Raw genomic sequence first — 15,734 nt, forward strand, 5'->3', positions numbered from 1 at the left:
TCTGCCATGGCCCGAGGAGCTGCATCGTGAATACGCCATCGTCCGCGCTTTCTTCAGCGTCTCCCGCTTCGCCTGCGTCCCCTGCCGGGCAGACGCCTGACGGCTGGCGCGGCCTCGTCACCGACTGGTCGGGAGATCGCGCCGCGTTCCACGTGCCGTGGGGCAAGGCGATGATGTGGATCTTCCTGCTCTCGGACACGTTCGTGTTCAGCAGCTTCCTCATCGGCTACATGACGGTGCGCATCTCGACCACCGCCGCATGGCCGAATCCGGCGGAGATCTTCGCGCTCAATGTGAACGGTCATCCGGTGCCGTTGCTGCTCATCGCCATCATGACGTTCGTGCTCATCAGCAGCAGCGGCAGCATGGCGATGGCGGTGAACTTTGCCTACCGGCGCGATCGCGACAAGACGGCGGCCTGCATTCTCGCCACGGCCTATCTCGGCATGGCGTTCGTCGGCATGCAGGCGTTCGAGTGGACGAACCTGATCGTGCACGAAGGCATTCGCCCGTGGGGCAATTCGATGGGCGCAGCGCAGTTCGGCGCGTGCTTCTTCATGATTACCGGCTTTCACGGGCTGCATGTGAGCGCGGGGGTGATCTATCTGCTAACCGTGATGCGCAAGGTGCTCAACGGCACACTGGAGCGACGCGACAACTATCAGTTGGTCGAGATCGCCGGCCTTTACTGGCACTTCGTCGATCTCGTGTGGGTGTTCATCTTTGCGCTGTTCTATCTCTGGTAGGAGGAGCGATGGAATCCTCTGCGACACCTGCTGCGCACACGGCCCTCGCCGGTGGCAAGCCCAAGGGCCAACAACATTCGGTCGGTATCTACCTCAAGGTGTGGGCGCTGCTGTTCGTGCTCTCGACGCTGTCGTACCTCGTCGACTATGCGAACTTGCATGGCTATTTGCGATGGGGACTGATTCTCGCGCTGATGGTGGCCAAGGCCGGACTCATCGTGGCGGTGTTCATGCACATGCGCTGGGAGCGTCTCGCGCTCGTCTACGCGATTCTGATTCCGCCGCTCGCACTGCTGGTGTTGATGGCATTAATGGCCACCGAGGCCGACTACACCTTCCTCACGCGGCTCGCGCATTTCCACTGAAACGCCGGGCATTACAACAATTCCACCAACCGCCGGTCGCTCTTGCGGCAGTACTCGGTGCAGGCGGCGCGCGCGGCGGTCGCGGCACCGTGAACGAAGAGCGGCGCGTCGGCGCGGCGTGACATCGAGACGACGATGGACGGCGGCGCCGGTTGCAATGGCAACTCCGCGACTTCCCCGCTCGCAATCAGATCGTCGACGAACAGACGCGGGATCGCCGCAACACCGAAACCGTCTCTGACCAACTGCACGATCACGGCGATCGACGGGGAGCCCGTGATGCGTGTCTCCGAGAGCGGCACGCCGTGCACACCCGCCAGCTTCGCCACGATGTCCTCGAGCGCACGATGCGGCGCGGTGCCGCGTCCGTAAGTGAGGATCGGATGTTGCAGCACCTGCTTCGCCAGCCCGCTGCGTGTATTCGGAAACATGCCCGTGCGCGCGATCCAGTGCACCGGGTAATTGGCGAGCGCGTCGCACACCACGCTGCTGTCGTCGCTGCCCTCCACACGGATGATGAGATCGAGTTCGTCGGCGATCAGGCGACGCTGCAACTGCACCGAGACGTCGACCGTCAGCTCGACTTCCAGCGTCGGATAGTCGGCCGCGAGTCGTCGCAGATAGTGCGGCAGCCAGCTATGCACGACCGTCTCGATCACGCCGAGGCGCAAGCGTCCGCGCAGGGTGCTCTCGCCCGACGCCGCCGCTTGCAGACGCCGCGCCGCCTCCACCACCGCCTTCGCATAACCCAACAGGTATTCACCGTTCGGGGTGAGCCGGAACTCGCGGCTGTCGCGATCGACGAGCTCGGTCTTCAACTCCTCTTCCAGTGTCTTGATGCGTTGCGAAATCGCCGCCGGGGTGGCGTGCAGCGCTGCGGCCGTCGCACGAAAGTTGCGCAGCTTGGCCAGCGTGACGAAGGTTTCGAGAAATCGCGTGTTCATATGGCGCGGCGTGATTAGCACTAGACGGAAGCGCAGGACGGAAGTGCAAGACGGGAGCGTGCCCAAAAAGCACAACAGTGCGATGAAAAGAAATGCAACAAACCCCGGGAAAACCCGCGAGGTTGTTAAGAAATTCTATACGGCGACTCGCAGAAAAACTCGTTAGCGACAACTTTTTTTTCTTTCTATGCTTCATCCATCGATGCCGCCAAAGCATCTTCCCGCCACGCAGGATTTGCCATGAACCACCGAGCCATGCCGAACGACTTCACTTCGCAACGCGACACGATCACGCCTTTCGAATTCCGTCAGGCCGTTCGCAGCGGCCAGTTCCGCGGGCCGACCGCCGGCTACTGCGGCGACTTTGCGCAGGCCAATCTGGCTATTCTGCCGTTGGCACATGCGCACGATTTCCTGCGCTTCTGCCAGAGCAATCCGAAGGCGTGCCCGCTGCTGGGCGTGGGCGAGCCGGGGCAGTGGCACGTGCCCGCGCTGGGCCGTGAAGTCGATATCCGCACCGACGTGCCGGGCTACAACGTCTACCGCGACGGCAAGCTCGCCGAGCAGGTCGATAACCTGGCCGAGTACTGGCAAAGCGATTTCGTGGTCTTCGCCATCGGTTGCTCGTTCTCGTTCGAAGACATGCTGGCCAAGGCGGGCATTCCGTTGCGTCACGTGGATGAGGGCCGCAACGTGCCGATGTACCGCACCAAGATCGAGAATCAACGCGCCGGAAAGTTTGGCGGCCAGCTGGTGGTGTCGATGCGTCCGATGAAGGGCGCCGACGCCATTCGCGCCGTGCAGATCACGAGCCGCTTCCCCGGCGTGCATGGCGCCCCGATCCATATCGGCGACCCGTCGGCGCTGGGCATTGAAGATTTGAGCAAGCCGGAGTTCGGCGACGCCGTCACCATTCACGACGGCGAGTTACCCGTGTATTGGGCGTGCGGTGTGACCCCGCAGACGGCGCTCATGGGCGCGAAGCTGCCGCTCGCGATCGCGCACCGTCCGGGCTACATGCTGATGACGGATATCCCGAACGCGTCGCTCGCGGTGTTCTGAACGCGCGACCTATCCGCCTGACGGCACGACACGCAACACTGAGGCGTCACCGAGGCGCCACCAGGTATCGAGCAACACAAAAGCACCGCGCCATGACGGGAGGCGGCAGGGGAACTATTACCTGCCGGTGACCGCATACGCCCATCGGAGAGCGCGGCCCGAGGGCATCACACGGCAAGACAGGACATCACCGGAGTCTTTTTCTCATGGAAAGCAAAACCCCTCTCGCGTCTCCCGCCGCGCCGACACCCGCTGCCTCTACCGAGGCGGGTGGCAGCCTGTTCGGCTGGTATGGCGACGCCACGCCGCGCGAAAAACGCGCGTTCTGGAGCTGCAAGGTCGGCTACATGCTCGACGGCATGGACACGCAGATGCTGAGCTTCGTCATCCCGACGCTGGTCGCCACGTGGGGCATCAGCCTCGCGGACGCCGGCTTCATCGGCACGCTCACGCTGCTCGCCTCGGCGCTCGGCGGCTGGGTCGCCGGCATCCTCTCGGATCGCATCGGCCGCGTGCGCACGCTGCAACTCACCGTACTTTGGTTCGCCGTCTTCACCGGGCTTTGCGGCCTCGCGCAGAACTACCACCAACTGCTCGCCGCACGTGCGCTCATGGGCTTCGGCTTCGGCGGCGAGTGGACGGCAGGCGCCGTGCTCATCGGCGAAGTCATCCGCGCTCGCGATCGCGGCAAAGCGGTCGGCCTTGTGCAATCGGGCTGGGCCATCGGCTGGGGCCTGACGGCGATTCTCTACTCGGCGCTGTTCTCACTGCTGCCCGCCGAAATCGCGTGGCGCGCGCTGTTCCTGATCGGCCTGTTGCCCGCGCTGCTCGTGCTCTTCATCCGTCGCTATGTGCAGGAGCCCGAGGTGTACCAGAAGGAGAAGGCCAAGCAGTCGCCGGAAGACGCCCCGGGGCTGGCCGCCATTTTCAGCCCGGCCCTGCTCTCGACGACGATTCGCGCCGCGCTGCTGACCACCGGTGCACAAGGGGGCTACTACGCCATCACGACTTGGCTGCCCACGTTCCTGAAGACGGAGCGCCATCTCACGGTGATGGGCACCGGCGGCTATCTCGCGATGATTATCTTCGGGTCGTGGGTCGGCTATCTGGCCAGCTCGTATCTGACCGACCGCCTGGGCCGCAAGCCGAACTTCATCCTGTTCGCCGTGGGGTCGATGGTGATCGCGTTCTCGTACACGTCGCTGCCGCTCACCGACAGCGCGATGTTCTGGCTCGGCTTCCCGCTCGGCTTCTTCGCGTCGGGCATTTTCAGCGGCATGGGGGCGTTCCTGACCGAACTGTTCCCGACACGAGTGCGCGGCTCCGGCCAAGGCTTTTGCTACAACGTCGGCCGTGCCGTCGGTGCGTTGTTCCCGTTCCTGATCGGCATGCTCTCGAAGCAATACGGTCTGGGTACGACCATCGGCATCTTCGCCGCCGTGGCCTACGGCGTATTGATCCTCGCGGCGCTTACCCTGCCCGAGACACGCGGCCGCGAACTCGACTCGCTTGAGACGAGTGCGTCGTGACACCCTGCGGCCTGTGCCGATGAACTACCGCGGCAGCCGTCGCTGCCGCGTCCGATGACTGTCTCTTAACGCTTCCACAAATCGCTCCCGGAAATCGAAGTATCGAATGTGCGGCCCCGCCCGACGATGTCGGGCAGGTCCGCGCCGGGAGACGTGCGCCTTGCGCCAACAGGAATCACCGACGGTGCGCCGCACCGTGATTGCCCCCAATTCTCGTTTGACCATTGCTTTGCGAGTGACCCCATGACGAACGCTCTCACGCCTGCCGACCAAAACCGCGCGCCTGCGCATCACACGCCTTCGCGCTGGCAGTTCTGGATTGACCGCGGCGGTACCTTCACCGACATCGTGGCGCGCCGCCCGGACGGCACGCTCGTCACCCACAAGCTGCTCTCCGAAAACCCCGAGCAGTATCGCGACGCTGCCGTCGCAGGCATCCGCCATCTGCTGGATCTGGCGCCGGGCGAGTCGATTACGCCGGCGCAGGTCGACATGGTGAAGATGGGCACGACCGTGGCGACCAACGCGTTGCTAGAACGCAAGGGCGAGCCGCTCGCGCTGGTGACGACACACGGCTTTCGCGACGCATTGCGCATCGCGTATCAGAATCGCCCGCGTTTGTTCGATCTCGACATCGTGCTGCCCGAAGCGCTGTATGCGGAAGTCGTGGAAGTCGACGAGCGCGTCGGTGCGCACGGTGAAGTGGTGCGTGAGCTGGATCTCGATGCGGCGCGCAGCGCGCTGGAAGCTGTCTACGCAAAGGGCATCCGTGCGCTCGCCATCGTGCTGATGCACGGCTATCGCTATCAGGCGCACGAAAAGGCGCTGGCGAGCATGGCGCGGGCGCTGGGCTTCACGCAGGTCTCCGTCTCGCACGAAGTCTCGCCGCTCATGAAGCTCGTCTCGCGCGGCGACACCACCGTCGTCGACGCCTATCTGTCGCCGATTCTGCGTCGCTATGTCGAGCAGGTCGCGCAGGAGATGCCGGGCGTCAATCTGCAATTCATGCAGAGCAGCGGGGGACTCACGCGTGCCGACAACTTCCAGGGCAAGGACGCCATTCTGTCCGGCCCGGCCGGGGGCATTGTCGGGATGGTGCGCGCGTCGAGTGCGGCGGGTTTCGATCGCGTGATCGGCTTCGACATGGGCGGCACGTCGACCGATGTGTCGCACTACCACGGCGAGTTCGAGCGCGTGTTCGAGACACAGGTGGCCGGCGTGCGCATGCGCGCACCGATGATGAGCATTCACACGGTGGCGGCGGGGGGCGGATCGGTGTTGTCGTTCGACGGCACGCGTCTGCGCGTGGGGCCGGATTCGGCCGGCGCGAACCCGGGGCCGGCGGCGTATCGTCGCGGTGGTCCGCTCACGGTCACCGACTGCAACGTCATGCTCGGCAAGATTCAGCCCGCGCACTTCCCGAAGGTCTTCGGCCCGCACGCCAACGAACCGCTGGATCGCGATGTCGTGGTCGCGAAGTTCACGGCACTTGCCAAGGAGATCGAAGCCGCGACGGGACGACGTCAGACGCCGGAAGCACTCGCCGAAGGCTATCTGGAAATTGCGATCGGCAGCATGGCTAACGCCATCAAGAAGATCTCGGTGCAGCGCGGCCACGATGTGAGCCGTTATGTGCTGACGACGTTCGGCGGCGCGGGCGGTCAACACGCGTGTGGCGTGGCCGACGCGCTCGGCATGACGAAGGTCTTCGCGCATCCGCTGGCCGGGGTGCTGTCGGCGTACGGCATGGGGCTCGCGGATCAGACGGCGATGCGCGAGCGCATGATCGAGGCGCCGCTGTCCGAGGACGGACTGAGCGCGCTGGACGACGCCCTCGGTGCGTTGGCCGATGAGGCCGTGAACGCGTTGCTGTCACAAGGCGTGCCGGCGTCGCGCATCGAGACCGTGCGTCGCGTGCACGTGCGCTACGCCGGGACCGATTCGGCGCTTGCCGTGCCGTTCGGTGACGTCGCCCAAATGCGCGCTGCTTTTGAGGCGGCCTATCGTCAGCGCTACTCGTTTCTGATGGACGGCGCGGCGTTGATCGTCGAAGTGGCATCGGTCGAAGCCATCGGTCACTCGGACGCCCCGGTCGACATCGCGCCGCTGGCGAGCCGCACGTCCGGTGCGCCGCAGGCCGTCGATCATGTGAAGCTCTACGCGGGCGGCGCGTGGCACGAGGCGGCGCTGTTCGCACGCGACACGCTGCTCGCCGGCGATACCCTCGACGGGCCCGCCATCGTCGCGGAGAAGAGCGGCACAACCGTGGTCGAGCCGGGCTGGCAGGCGCAGATGAGCGCACAGGGCAATCTCGTGCTCACGCGCGTGGTGCCGAGACGAACGCAACGTGAGACACAACATGAGGCACAACATGAGGCACAACATGAGGCACAACATGAGGGGCAACGCGATGCCGGCGAACGCGGCACGCAGGCCGATCCGGTGCGGCTCGAAATCTTCAACAATCTGTTCATGTCGATTGCCGAGCAGATGGGGCTGCGTTTGCAGAACACGGCGTACTCGGTGAACATCAAGGAGCGTCTGGACTTCTCCTGTGCATTGTTCGATCGCGAGGGCAACCTCATCGCCAACGCGCCGCACATGCCGGTGCATCTGGGCTCGATGGGCGAGAGCATCAAGACGGTGATCGAACGCAATCGCGGCGCGATGCGCGAGGGCGACGTCTTCATGCTCAACGATCCGTATCACGGCGGCACGCACTTGCCGGACGTCACGGTGATTACGCCGGTGTTCGTGACCGGGGAGGGCGGCAATGCGGATGATGCGGCCGAGCCGCTTTTCTACGTCGGCTCGCGCGGCCATCACGCAGATATCGGCGGCATCACGCCGGGATCGATGCCGCCCGACTCGACGCACGTCGAAGAGGAGGGCGTGCTGATCGACAACTGGCAACTGGTCGCGGCGGGCGAACTGCGCGAGCGCGAGACGCGCGCGCTGCTGGCCGGGGCTCGCTATCCGGCGCGCAACATCGACCAGAACATGGCCGATCTGCGCGCGCAGGTGGCGGCGAATCAGAAGGGCGTGGACGAGCTGCGCCGCATGGTGAGCGACTTCGGGCGCGACGTCGTGCTCGCCTACATGCGGCACGTGCAAGACAACGCCGAAGCCGCCGTGCGGCGTGTGATCGGTGCGCTGTCCGATGGTCACTATCGCTATGCGCTGGATAACGGCGCGGTGATCGAGGTCGCGATTCGCGTGGACCCCGCAACACACGGCGCGACCATCGACTTCACGGGAACGTCCGCACAGTTGCCCAACAACTTCAACGCACCGCGCGCGGTGTGCATGGCTGCCGTGCTGTACGTCTTCCGCACGCTGGTCGACGACGACATCCCGCTCAATGCGGGTTGCCTGAAACCGCTGACGGTGATCGTGCCGCAGGGGTCGATGCTCAACCCCGTGTTCCCGGCAGCGGTGGTGTCGGGCAATGTGGAGACATCGTCTGCCATTACCAATGCGCTTTACGGTGCGCTGGGACGCGTGGCGTCGAGTCAGGGCACGATGAACAACTTCACGTTCGGCAACGAGACGTATCAGTACTACGAGACCATCGCGGGCGGCAGCGGCGCAGGCGACGGTTTCCACGGCGCCGACGCCGTGCAGACGCATATGACGAACTCGCGTCTGACCGACCCGGAAGTGCTGGAGTGGCGCTATCCGGTTCGGCTGGAGAGTCATCGGATTCGGGCCGGATCGGGCGGTGCGGGGCGTTGGCACGGTGGTAACGGCGCCGTACGCCGCATTCGTTTCCTCACGCCGATGACGGCGTCGATTCTTTCCAACAACCGCATTCACGCGCCGTTCGGTGCGCAGGGCGGTGGGGCCGGGGCGCTGGGGGCGAACTATGTCGAACGCGTAGACGGCACGCGTGACGCACTGGCGCACATCGGAAGTACGCAGATGCAGCCGGGCGATATCTTCGTCGTCGAAACGCCGGGAGGCGGAGGTTTCGGCGTGGCCTGAGCGATCCGCTGTGGGTAGACACCCCGCGCCGATGGGAATTGGCGCAAGCGTGGTGTGATACCGGAAGGGAATGCCGCCTTTGCAAAGGCGGCATTCGTGCGTCTTCGTACGATGCGTCATGTCTTGATTGACTGACCGCAACATACGGAGGCGCTCTTATGTCTGACCCGTTGCAACACCCCACGCCCACGTCCGCCGCATCTGAGGCATCTGTAGCATCTGTCGATTCGGAGCAAAGTGCGGCGGACGAGCTTCTCGTTCAGTACGAACGGGCGTGTGCCGAAATGCAGTTGGCGGGGCGCAAGCTGCACCGCCAGATGCAGGAATATCAGGCGGTGCTCGACGAAGTCGCGCGTCTCGAAGCGTCGGGCACGCCAGACGCCCGTGAAAAGCTCAAGCGTCTCGAAGCCCTCGTAGAGAGCGAGGCCTTTCAGCGCGACGAGCGCGACATCCGCCGCATGACCGCCGCGCTCAAGCACACCATCGAGCAGATGCGCGCCGACGCACCCGTGCCGCTCGTGGACATCCCCCCCGCCAGCCCCTCCACCGCCACCGCTCCCGCGAAACGTGCGCCGACCTTGCGTCGCGCGTGCGCCTGAGACGAGGTTTGCCCATGATCGATCGAATCTCAGGCGCGTCGTCGCCCACTCACACCTACGGCGTGTCGGAAATCGGCGCGATTGCCGCGGCTTCTCAGAACCCGCTGCTCACGACGATGGCTGTCGCCCAAGAGCGATTGCGCCAATTGCAGTCGATGGCGGACACCTGGGTCGGGGCGGCGCACACGCGCATGAACGTGGCTCGCGACGCGAGCGATTTCGCGACGTTAGCCGGTGCCATGGCGCAGCGCGCTGCAACCGGGGCGAAGCGGGAGTCGCTGCCGCAAGCGCTGCGCGACTTTGCCGTTCAGCACGAGATCCTGTCTTCGCAGGCCGCCGCTGAGCCGTTCGACGCCGCAAGTCTGCAAAACCTCGAATCGCGGCTTCGGTCGCTGGCATTGACGGATGGCGCGTCAAGTACCAGAGATCAAATCCAGCTAAAAAGTCTGGTCAGCCGCTACGACAACACGCTCACGCTCTACAACGCAGTGATCGCCCGGCTTGGCGAAGTCACGAAGAAGATTGTGAACAGCATGTAACCGAGTGCACGCATTGGCTAGCGAGTGCTGTTTCCAGTGCTCCTTACCTTGCCTCTCACCTCGAATTCACTTACTCCAGGATCCATTCTCATGATGTCTTTTTCGGGCTTCCCGTCCATCCCGCAAACCTTTCGTGTCTCCACTGCCCAAGGGGCCGCTTCTCCGAGTAACGCCGCGCTAAATCGCGTGTCGAAGATGCCGGACTTTCACGGAACGATCGCGCAATACGCGATGTTGATGATGGAGATGAACAACGGCGAAGCGCAGAACATGATTCACGAAATGCAGCGGCGCCAAAAGGAAGGGCAAGAGGCGCGCGAGGCAGCGAATCAGATCGAATCGCTGATCAACGAAATCGGTTCGAGCTCGTCGAAGAAGCAAGTCGGCGATGGCGTTCGGCGCTTCTTCGATAAGCACAGCATCGAAATCACCGTGAGCGCAGACGGGACCAAGAAGACGATGATGGCCTGGGAGGGCCGCACAACGCCGCTTGGGGCGTCGGGATCCTCGGGCTACACGGGCCAATACTCCGCCGCCGAACTGCGCTCGCTCAAGGCCGCCGCCGAGGGGTTCACCGAACAGGCGTCGGACAGCCGCACCGTCGATCAGATCAAGATCAACAAGAAGCTTCAGGAATACAACGGTGCCTCGACGCTGGTGAACACCATCTACAGCTCGCAAGGCTCGCAGCTCAACCAGATCAACGGATCCATGCGCACGTGAGCATGCCAACGTTCCCGGAAGCCTCGCCGACAGAACTCGATGCGCAAGACATGCAGGAAGTCCTCTCGCGATTCTTCGAAAGCGGCGGCGCGCTGCGCATGCTGGCCGATCTCGACGAGGACGACCTCGCACGCGTGCGTGCGCACGCAGGTCAGCGTTTCGCGCAGGGGCAGGTCGCCGCAGCGCAGCGCGTGTACTTCGTGCTCGCCACGCTCGACCAATGGTCGTTCGACGACTGGTACGGACTCGGGCTTTGCTACCAGCGACTCGGGCAGCACGAGCAGGCACTGCCATGCTTCGCGAAGGCGGGCGTGATCCGCGCCTCGGACCCGCGTCCGCCGTATCTCGCGGGAATGAGCTACGAGCAAATGGGCAACCGGGAATTTGCACGCAAGTCATATGACGCAACGTTGCGCGTATGCGCCCAGCAGCCTCAGCACGACACGCTGGCGCGCTCGGCCCGCGCGCGACGCGACGCGCTGAATGTCTCTTCGGAACCTAAAACAACATGACAGTCATCCATTCCACGAGCGCCGGCTATATGCCGCTTTGGACCGACAGCGTCGCCGACGCGTCCGCAGCCGCTTCCGCTGACGAGGCGGTCGATTCGGGCAATGCCGCTCGCAAACGACGCCAGCGCACCGATTGGCTGCGCCCCGAAGACTTCGCGCCCGACAAGTCGACCCATGTCGATTGGCAGGACGCCGAGGGCGCGTTCTCCCGCTTGCTGAATCGTCTCTTTTCTGTCGGCTCCGGAATGGCGGCCGAGGCATTGCGCTCGCCCAACGCGCAGGGCGCAACCAACCTGTCGGCACTCGAAGACGTGGATCCGTCCACGCTGGCGATGATGGCGTCGATGATCGCGATGGACGCGTTGGGTGACACCGCAAAATCCACGCAGCGCGCCCTGGAGTTGTTGGGCGCACGGCAAGAGAAGCTGCGTCAGGATGACATCCAGAAGTTCCGCGAACAAATGGACAAGAACACCGAAGACGCGAACAAGGCGCGCAAGGGCGGCATCTTCGGTGTGGTGTTCGACTGGCTCATTGCGGCGGTCGACGTGGTGGTCGGCGCGGTCAAGGTTGTGACGGGCGTTCTCACCATGAACCCGCTGATGATCGCCGGTGGCGTGGCCGATGTCGGCTCAGGCATTGCAGGGCTTGGCGCGGCGTTCCACAAGACGATGGCGCTCGTCGACCCGAAGAACGCGGCGTATCACGAGAAGGAAGCGACCAAGTGGGGGCACGCGCAGTTGGCGTTCCAGATGCTCGGCATGGTCATCGGCTTCGGCACGTCGATCAAGGGATTTCTCGCCAAGCGAGCGACGACCAAAGCGGCGAGTCGCGTGTTCAAGGCGGGCGCAGGGGAAGCGCTGGAGCAAGCGCTCAAGTCAGGCGACAAAGCCGCCGTCAATGCGGTCAAGACGCGCGTGGTCTCGGAGATCGGCTTCGTGGTCGGCAACGAGGTGGGTAAGCGGGTAGGCCAATCGCTGCTGCAAAGCGGCACGCAAGGCGCGCGCAGGCTCGCGAAAGCCGGCTTCAATCGCATGGCCGAGCAGTTCACGCAACAGATGGTCGAGCAGATGGCCTCGCGAGCCTTCGACAAGGTGGTGAAGAACGCTGCGAAGCAGGTTGCGCGGGGTAAGGCCGTGACCGCCAAGGGGCTGACGAAGTCGTTCACATCGGGCATGAACACGCAAGGCTACTTCGCGCTGGCGCGCGGGACGTGGTCGCTCTCCACGGCCGTGCGTGGTGTGTTCTCCGGGGCAAACGCCATGGGGCAGGGGATTATCGGCGTGCAACGCTCGAAACTGCAACTGGACGCCCGTGACCTCGCCGTCGACATGATGTGGTTGCAGATGCTCATGCAAATGAACGCAGACGACAAGAAGCGCGCGGCGAAGTCCATGGAATCGCTCGTGGGCCAGCAGAGCGACATCGCGGTATCGGCAGGCGAGCAAGTGCAGAAAACCGGCGAGATGCGCATTCGGATGGCCGCCTCGGCGGCCCGCGCATGATCTGCCATTGAGTCCTCAGGCGCGGTACTCACCGCGTCTTCGCTAATCGGAGTAAAGACATGACGACCGCATTGAATTCCACGTATCCGGCTTACCGTCAGACGGACATCGCGGCATCGGAAGCACAGCAACGTGCCGAGTCCGGCAGCGAAGGTTCGCAAGTGCTGCCACGCATCCGCGAAAAGGCCGATGGACTTCAGTCCGCACAAACGCTCATCACACTGTTTCTCGCCATGCGAGTCGCGGAGCGCAACACCGATCAATCGTATCGCACGCGTCACGATGCCATGGTCTTCGAGCGGGGTGTGACGGCGCGCGCCGAAAAGTACAAGGCCAACCAGTCGCACTACAACGCGGGCCTGCTCTCGGCCGTTGGTAGCATCGTTTCGGGAAGCTTTTCGTTCGTCGGGGGCGTGGGGTCCGGGGCCGCAGGTTTCGGCGGCGAACTGGGCAAGCTCAGAGTCGTTGGCACCGCGGTCGGTGAAACGACGAAGGGCTTCGGCCAGTTTGTAAAGTCGCCCTTCGATGTCGTGTCGAACGACAAATCGCTCGATGGGCGTGACAACGACGTGCTGGGCGAATTCGAAATGTCGCTCACCGACGAGACGCGTCGCACCAACGATCGGCTGCGTCAGCGAATCGATGCGACGAGCGCCGATATTCGTGACGTGTCGCGCTCGATGTACGGCATGATCGGACAGCAGGTCACGAAGATGTACGACACCATCCGATAAGCCCATGACAGTCTGCGAGCGCGCCGTTGCGGCATTTTTCAGGACTCACCGTTTTACGGCGCGCGTCGAAGTCTGCGAACGCACCGGCATCGAACTGGGACAGCGTGTCGAGAACGGCGAGCTGTCCCTGTGCCATCGTCTCGATAAAGTCGCGGCGGGCGCCGTGCTGACGATCACCGATTTCCGGCTCGACGCCGAAGCGAACGCGAGCGAGCACGCCGTGCGACGCTTCTGTCAGTTGATCCGCACCTTGCTGCGCACCGTCCCGCACCTGAGCTACGTCCGGGGGATGATTCTGCCCGGCGTGAGCGATGCGCGCGTTCGCAGCGTGAGGTTGCGGCTCGCGGCCATCCTCGAGCGCGAGGGCGCATTCTGGCGCGACGAAGACGGCGACCGCTGGCTCGTGTTCAGTCGCGAGCACGATCGGCTCGCGTCCCGTCACACCGCACGACCGGCAATGCCAAGCCTGGCGACACGTTGAGCTTGCCCCGATTCGGGCTTTTGTAGACGGCCTGAGTGTCCGCCTGCGGAGGTCGCGGGAATTTTCGATGCTTTCCCGGTCCCCGGCGACAGAATTACAATAGGCGTCGGTCCCGCAGGGCCGTCAATGGATCGATGCAGGAAGCAATCGCGCGTCTGGAATGAACAACCTCATGACCGCCACAGCACCCAAGCCGTGGTTCCTCTATTTGCTGGAATGTGCGGGCGGACGCATCTACACCGGCATCACCGTCGATGTGGACGCGCGTTATGCCGCGCACGTTGCGGGCAAGGGCGCGCGCTTCACGCGTGCCTATCCCCCGTCGCGCGTGCTGCTCTCGCTCACGTTCGCCGATCGGGCAGCAGCCTCGCGCGCCGAATACCGTATCAAGCAGTTGAGCGCGTCGCAGAAGCGCGCGCTCGTCGCCGGCACGTTCGTGTGCGATTTCGGCGACGTCGCTGTCGATGTCGCCGGTGACGCCGAGCGTGCCGCCGCCGTTAAGGCACCAGCCGCGCCTGTCGAATGATCCGGCGCACGTCGCGCTGAATCGCCCCGAACTGGCCGCGCGACGGAATGGGCGACACCACGAGCGCCCAGCTATCGCCGGGCACGGTCTTTTCCACCACGGTGTAATAGGTCGACTGCGTGCGGAAGAAGTCGGCAATGCCGTCGTGACTGATCCGATAGCTGCGATCATTCGCGCCGGCCAGCAAGAACACGCCGAGCGTGTAATACACGTCGCGATCGGCATTGATCGGCCCCGACTGCTTGTCGAGCAGCAGCGTGCGCAGCGTCTTCTCGGTGAGCAGACTCGGATGGCGAATGTCGAATACGTTCCACACCTTGAGCAGTGCCCCCGTCGACATCTGCCACCCTGCGAACGGCGCCAGCAACCGCCAGCTATCGGGCAGCTTGGCATCCGTCACGCCGAGTGGCGCGAAGATGTGCTGCTCGCAGAAGTCCTTGTACGCTTCGCCGGAAACGGCTTCGATCACCATGCCGAGCAGCAGATACGAGACGTTGGAGTAGACGAAGTCGGATTTGCCGCTGGAATGCCCCGCGTCGCCCGCGTCCAGATAGTTGAAGAAGTCGGCGCTCCCGCCCACCCGCCGGATCGCGAGCCCGCTGAACAAGCCGTTGACGGGATCGTTGAAGCCGTTCGTGGCGAGGCCCGCGCGATGCGCGAGCAGGCGTCGTACGGTCAGGTCCCGCAGCGACGGATCGAGCGGCTTGCCGTGCTGCTTCGCGTAAGTGTCGAGCAAATCGGCGAGTTTGGCGTCGAGCGAGAGCTTGCCCTGTTGCACGAGCAGCGCGATGCCGATGGCCGTCACCGACTTCGACAGACTGGCGACGGGCAGCAACTGCTGGACCTCGTCACCGGACGTGGCCGCTTCGAGCACGCTACCGGCATCCGATTCGGTGCGCAGCCATACGTGCGACAGGTTGTATCGCTCCTTGATCTGCTCCACCCCCTGCGAAATGGTCGACTGGCCGATCGGGACGGCTGGTCTGATCGGCGTGGCCGCGCCGGCCGAGGGCAGCGCGACGACTGCATTGCCCGCGCTCGCGGCGTCGGCCTGCGAGGCGGTTTGGGTTTGTGCGAGCGCCTGGCTCGTCATCATCAGTGTGGCAGTGCCCAGCAGGACACCCAGGATCGCACGGCGCACAGACGCACCGCATCGACCTGTAGTACGCACGACGACCTGCGAATTCCATCGCAATGCCAACCGCGTGTTCAAACGTGCCCCTGCCGGACGGCGATGCCGTTCGACATTCATTTCAACTTCCCCCCGCGCACGATGCTTCGAACCGCGAATCGACTCTCTTCGGAGTCAGAATGGTTCGGTGTGCGCACGTGCCGCATTGCGGCGATCTTGGAGATCGAAGTTTAGGAGAAACTTCGCCCAAGTACCTAGTAAAAAGCTCGCATTTTACATTAAGTTGCCTGTATCGCGAATTCGCACCCATAGTCATGCGCAATCGTCGTGCTCCCATCCCGTGCGACGGGGAC

15 protein-coding genes are annotated in these 15,734 nt (G+C 63.9%); 13 read left to right on the forward strand and 2 right to left on the reverse strand.

Translation table 11 applies throughout. The annotated features are described in order from the left end of the window. Positions 1-26 precede the first annotated feature (26 nt). Positions 27-746 (forward strand): heme-copper oxidase subunit III family protein, encoded by a 720-nt coding sequence (locus AT395_RS01075; RefSeq protein ID WP_048628314.1) that lies wholly within the window; start codon positions 27-29, stop codon positions 744-746. Positions 747-754: 8 nt separating this feature from the next. Beyond that, positions 755-1,111: a cytochrome C oxidase subunit IV family protein gene (locus tag AT395_RS01080; protein WP_048628313.1), complete on the forward strand. Its 357-nt coding sequence runs from the start codon at positions 755-757 to the stop codon at positions 1,109-1,111. 11 nt (positions 1,112-1,122) lie between these two features. Here the strand turns inward: AT395_RS01080 and AT395_RS01085 are convergent, their stop codons facing one another. After that, positions 1,123-2,055, reverse strand: a complete 933-nt coding sequence (locus tag AT395_RS01085) for a LysR family transcriptional regulator (protein ID WP_048628312.1) — start codon at positions 2,053-2,055, stop codon at positions 1,123-1,125. 288 nt (positions 2,056-2,343) lie between these two features. On the opposite strand from AT395_RS01085, the gene AT395_RS01090 reads away from it, so the two are divergent. From AT395_RS01090 to AT395_RS01140, 11 genes are all read left to right on the forward strand, one after another. Further along, complete coding sequence (locus AT395_RS01090; RefSeq protein WP_048628333.1) at positions 2,344-3,117, forward strand: putative hydro-lyase; 774 nt, start codon at positions 2,344-2,346, stop codon at positions 3,115-3,117. Between the two features lie 206 nt (positions 3,118-3,323). After that, positions 3,324-4,646, forward strand: a complete 1,323-nt coding sequence (locus AT395_RS01095) for an MFS transporter (protein WP_048628311.1) — start codon at positions 3,324-3,326, stop codon at positions 4,644-4,646. A 243-nt stretch (positions 4,647-4,889) separates the two neighbouring features. Further along, complete coding sequence (locus tag AT395_RS01100; RefSeq protein ID WP_048628310.1) at positions 4,890-8,630, forward strand: hydantoinase B/oxoprolinase family protein; 3,741 nt, start codon at positions 4,890-4,892, stop codon at positions 8,628-8,630. A 158-nt stretch (positions 8,631-8,788) separates the two neighbouring features. Beyond that, positions 8,789-9,229: a hypothetical protein gene (locus tag AT395_RS01105; RefSeq protein WP_072632739.1), complete on the forward strand. Its 441-nt coding sequence runs from the start codon at positions 8,789-8,791 to the stop codon at positions 9,227-9,229. A 14-nt stretch (positions 9,230-9,243) separates the two neighbouring features. Further along, complete coding sequence (locus tag AT395_RS01110; RefSeq protein WP_048628300.1) at positions 9,244-9,768, forward strand: hypothetical protein; 525 nt, start codon at positions 9,244-9,246, stop codon at positions 9,766-9,768. A gap of 90 nt (positions 9,769-9,858) precedes the next feature. Continuing rightward, a complete protein-coding gene (locus tag AT395_RS01115) occupies positions 9,859-10,491 on the forward strand; it encodes a hypothetical protein (RefSeq protein ID WP_082164699.1) in 633 nt (210 codons plus the stop codon). Between the two features lie 2 nt (positions 10,492-10,493). Then, a complete protein-coding gene (locus AT395_RS01120; RefSeq protein WP_048628298.1) occupies positions 10,494-11,003 on the forward strand; it encodes a tetratricopeptide repeat protein in 510 nt (169 codons plus the stop codon). Next, positions 11,000-12,508, forward strand: a complete 1,509-nt coding sequence (sctE, locus tag AT395_RS01125) for a type III secretion system translocon subunit SseC family protein (protein WP_048628297.1) — start codon at positions 11,000-11,002, stop codon at positions 12,506-12,508. Before AT395_RS01120 ends, sctE begins: the two co-directional genes overlap by 4 nt. Before the next feature lie 59 nt (positions 12,509-12,567). Further along, positions 12,568-13,242 (forward strand): hypothetical protein, encoded by a 675-nt coding sequence (locus tag AT395_RS01130; protein WP_048628296.1) that lies wholly within the window; start codon positions 12,568-12,570, stop codon positions 13,240-13,242. A 4-nt stretch (positions 13,243-13,246) separates the two neighbouring features. Continuing rightward, positions 13,247-13,723: a hypothetical protein gene (locus AT395_RS01135; RefSeq protein WP_048628295.1), complete on the forward strand. Its 477-nt coding sequence runs from the start codon at positions 13,247-13,249 to the stop codon at positions 13,721-13,723. A 172-nt stretch (positions 13,724-13,895) separates the two neighbouring features. Then, positions 13,896-14,249 (forward strand): GIY-YIG nuclease family protein, encoded by a 354-nt coding sequence (locus tag AT395_RS01140; protein ID WP_231606084.1) that lies wholly within the window; start codon positions 13,896-13,898, stop codon positions 14,247-14,249. Here the strand turns inward: AT395_RS01140 and AT395_RS01145 are convergent. Next, entirely contained in the window at positions 14,221-15,501 is a 1,281-nt protein-coding gene (locus AT395_RS01145) for a serine hydrolase domain-containing protein (protein WP_048628293.1), read from the reverse strand. The two genes, AT395_RS01140 and AT395_RS01145, sit on opposite strands and share 29 nt — an antisense overlap. Positions 15,502-15,734: the final 233 nt, after the last annotated feature.

Source organism: Pandoraea apista, assembly GCF_001465595.2.
Classification (GTDB): domain Bacteria; phylum Pseudomonadota; class Gammaproteobacteria; order Burkholderiales; family Burkholderiaceae; genus Pandoraea; species Pandoraea apista.

What these genes read in the sequence shown, in the direction of transcription:
- AT395_RS01120 (WP_048628298.1), top strand. Translation starts at nt 10,494, where the DNA reads ATGCCAACGTTCCCGGAAGCCTCGCCGACAGAACTCGATGCGCAAGAC.
- sctE (WP_048628297.1), top strand. Translation starts at nt 11,000, where the DNA reads ATGACAGTCATCCATTCCACGAGCGCCGGCTATATGCCGCTTTGGACC.
- AT395_RS01095 (WP_048628311.1), top strand. Translation starts at nt 3,324, where the DNA reads ATGGAAAGCAAAACCCCTCTCGCGTCTCCCGCCGCGCCGACACCCGCT.
- AT395_RS01135 (WP_048628295.1), top strand. Translation starts at nt 13,247, where the DNA reads ATGACAGTCTGCGAGCGCGCCGTTGCGGCATTTTTCAGGACTCACCGT.
- AT395_RS01080 (WP_048628313.1), top strand. Translation starts at nt 755, where the DNA reads ATGGAATCCTCTGCGACACCTGCTGCGCACACGGCCCTCGCCGGTGGC.
- AT395_RS01085 (WP_048628312.1), bottom strand. Translation starts at nt 2,055, where the DNA reads ATGAACACGCGATTTCTCGAAACCTTCGTCACGCTGGCCAAGCTGCGC.
- AT395_RS01145 (WP_048628293.1), bottom strand. Translation starts at nt 15,501, where the DNA reads ATGAATGTCGAACGGCATCGCCGTCCGGCAGGGGCACGTTTGAACACG.
- AT395_RS01115 (WP_082164699.1), top strand. Translation starts at nt 9,859, where the DNA reads ATGATGTCTTTTTCGGGCTTCCCGTCCATCCCGCAAACCTTTCGTGTC.
- AT395_RS01130 (WP_048628296.1), top strand. Translation starts at nt 12,568, where the DNA reads ATGACGACCGCATTGAATTCCACGTATCCGGCTTACCGTCAGACGGAC.
- AT395_RS01140 (WP_231606084.1), top strand. Translation starts at nt 13,896, where the DNA reads ATGACCGCCACAGCACCCAAGCCGTGGTTCCTCTATTTGCTGGAATGT.
- AT395_RS01110 (WP_048628300.1), top strand. Translation starts at nt 9,244, where the DNA reads ATGATCGATCGAATCTCAGGCGCGTCGTCGCCCACTCACACCTACGGC.
- AT395_RS01105 (WP_072632739.1), top strand. Translation starts at nt 8,789, where the DNA reads ATGTCTGACCCGTTGCAACACCCCACGCCCACGTCCGCCGCATCTGAG.
- AT395_RS01100 (WP_048628310.1), top strand. Translation starts at nt 4,890, where the DNA reads ATGACGAACGCTCTCACGCCTGCCGACCAAAACCGCGCGCCTGCGCAT.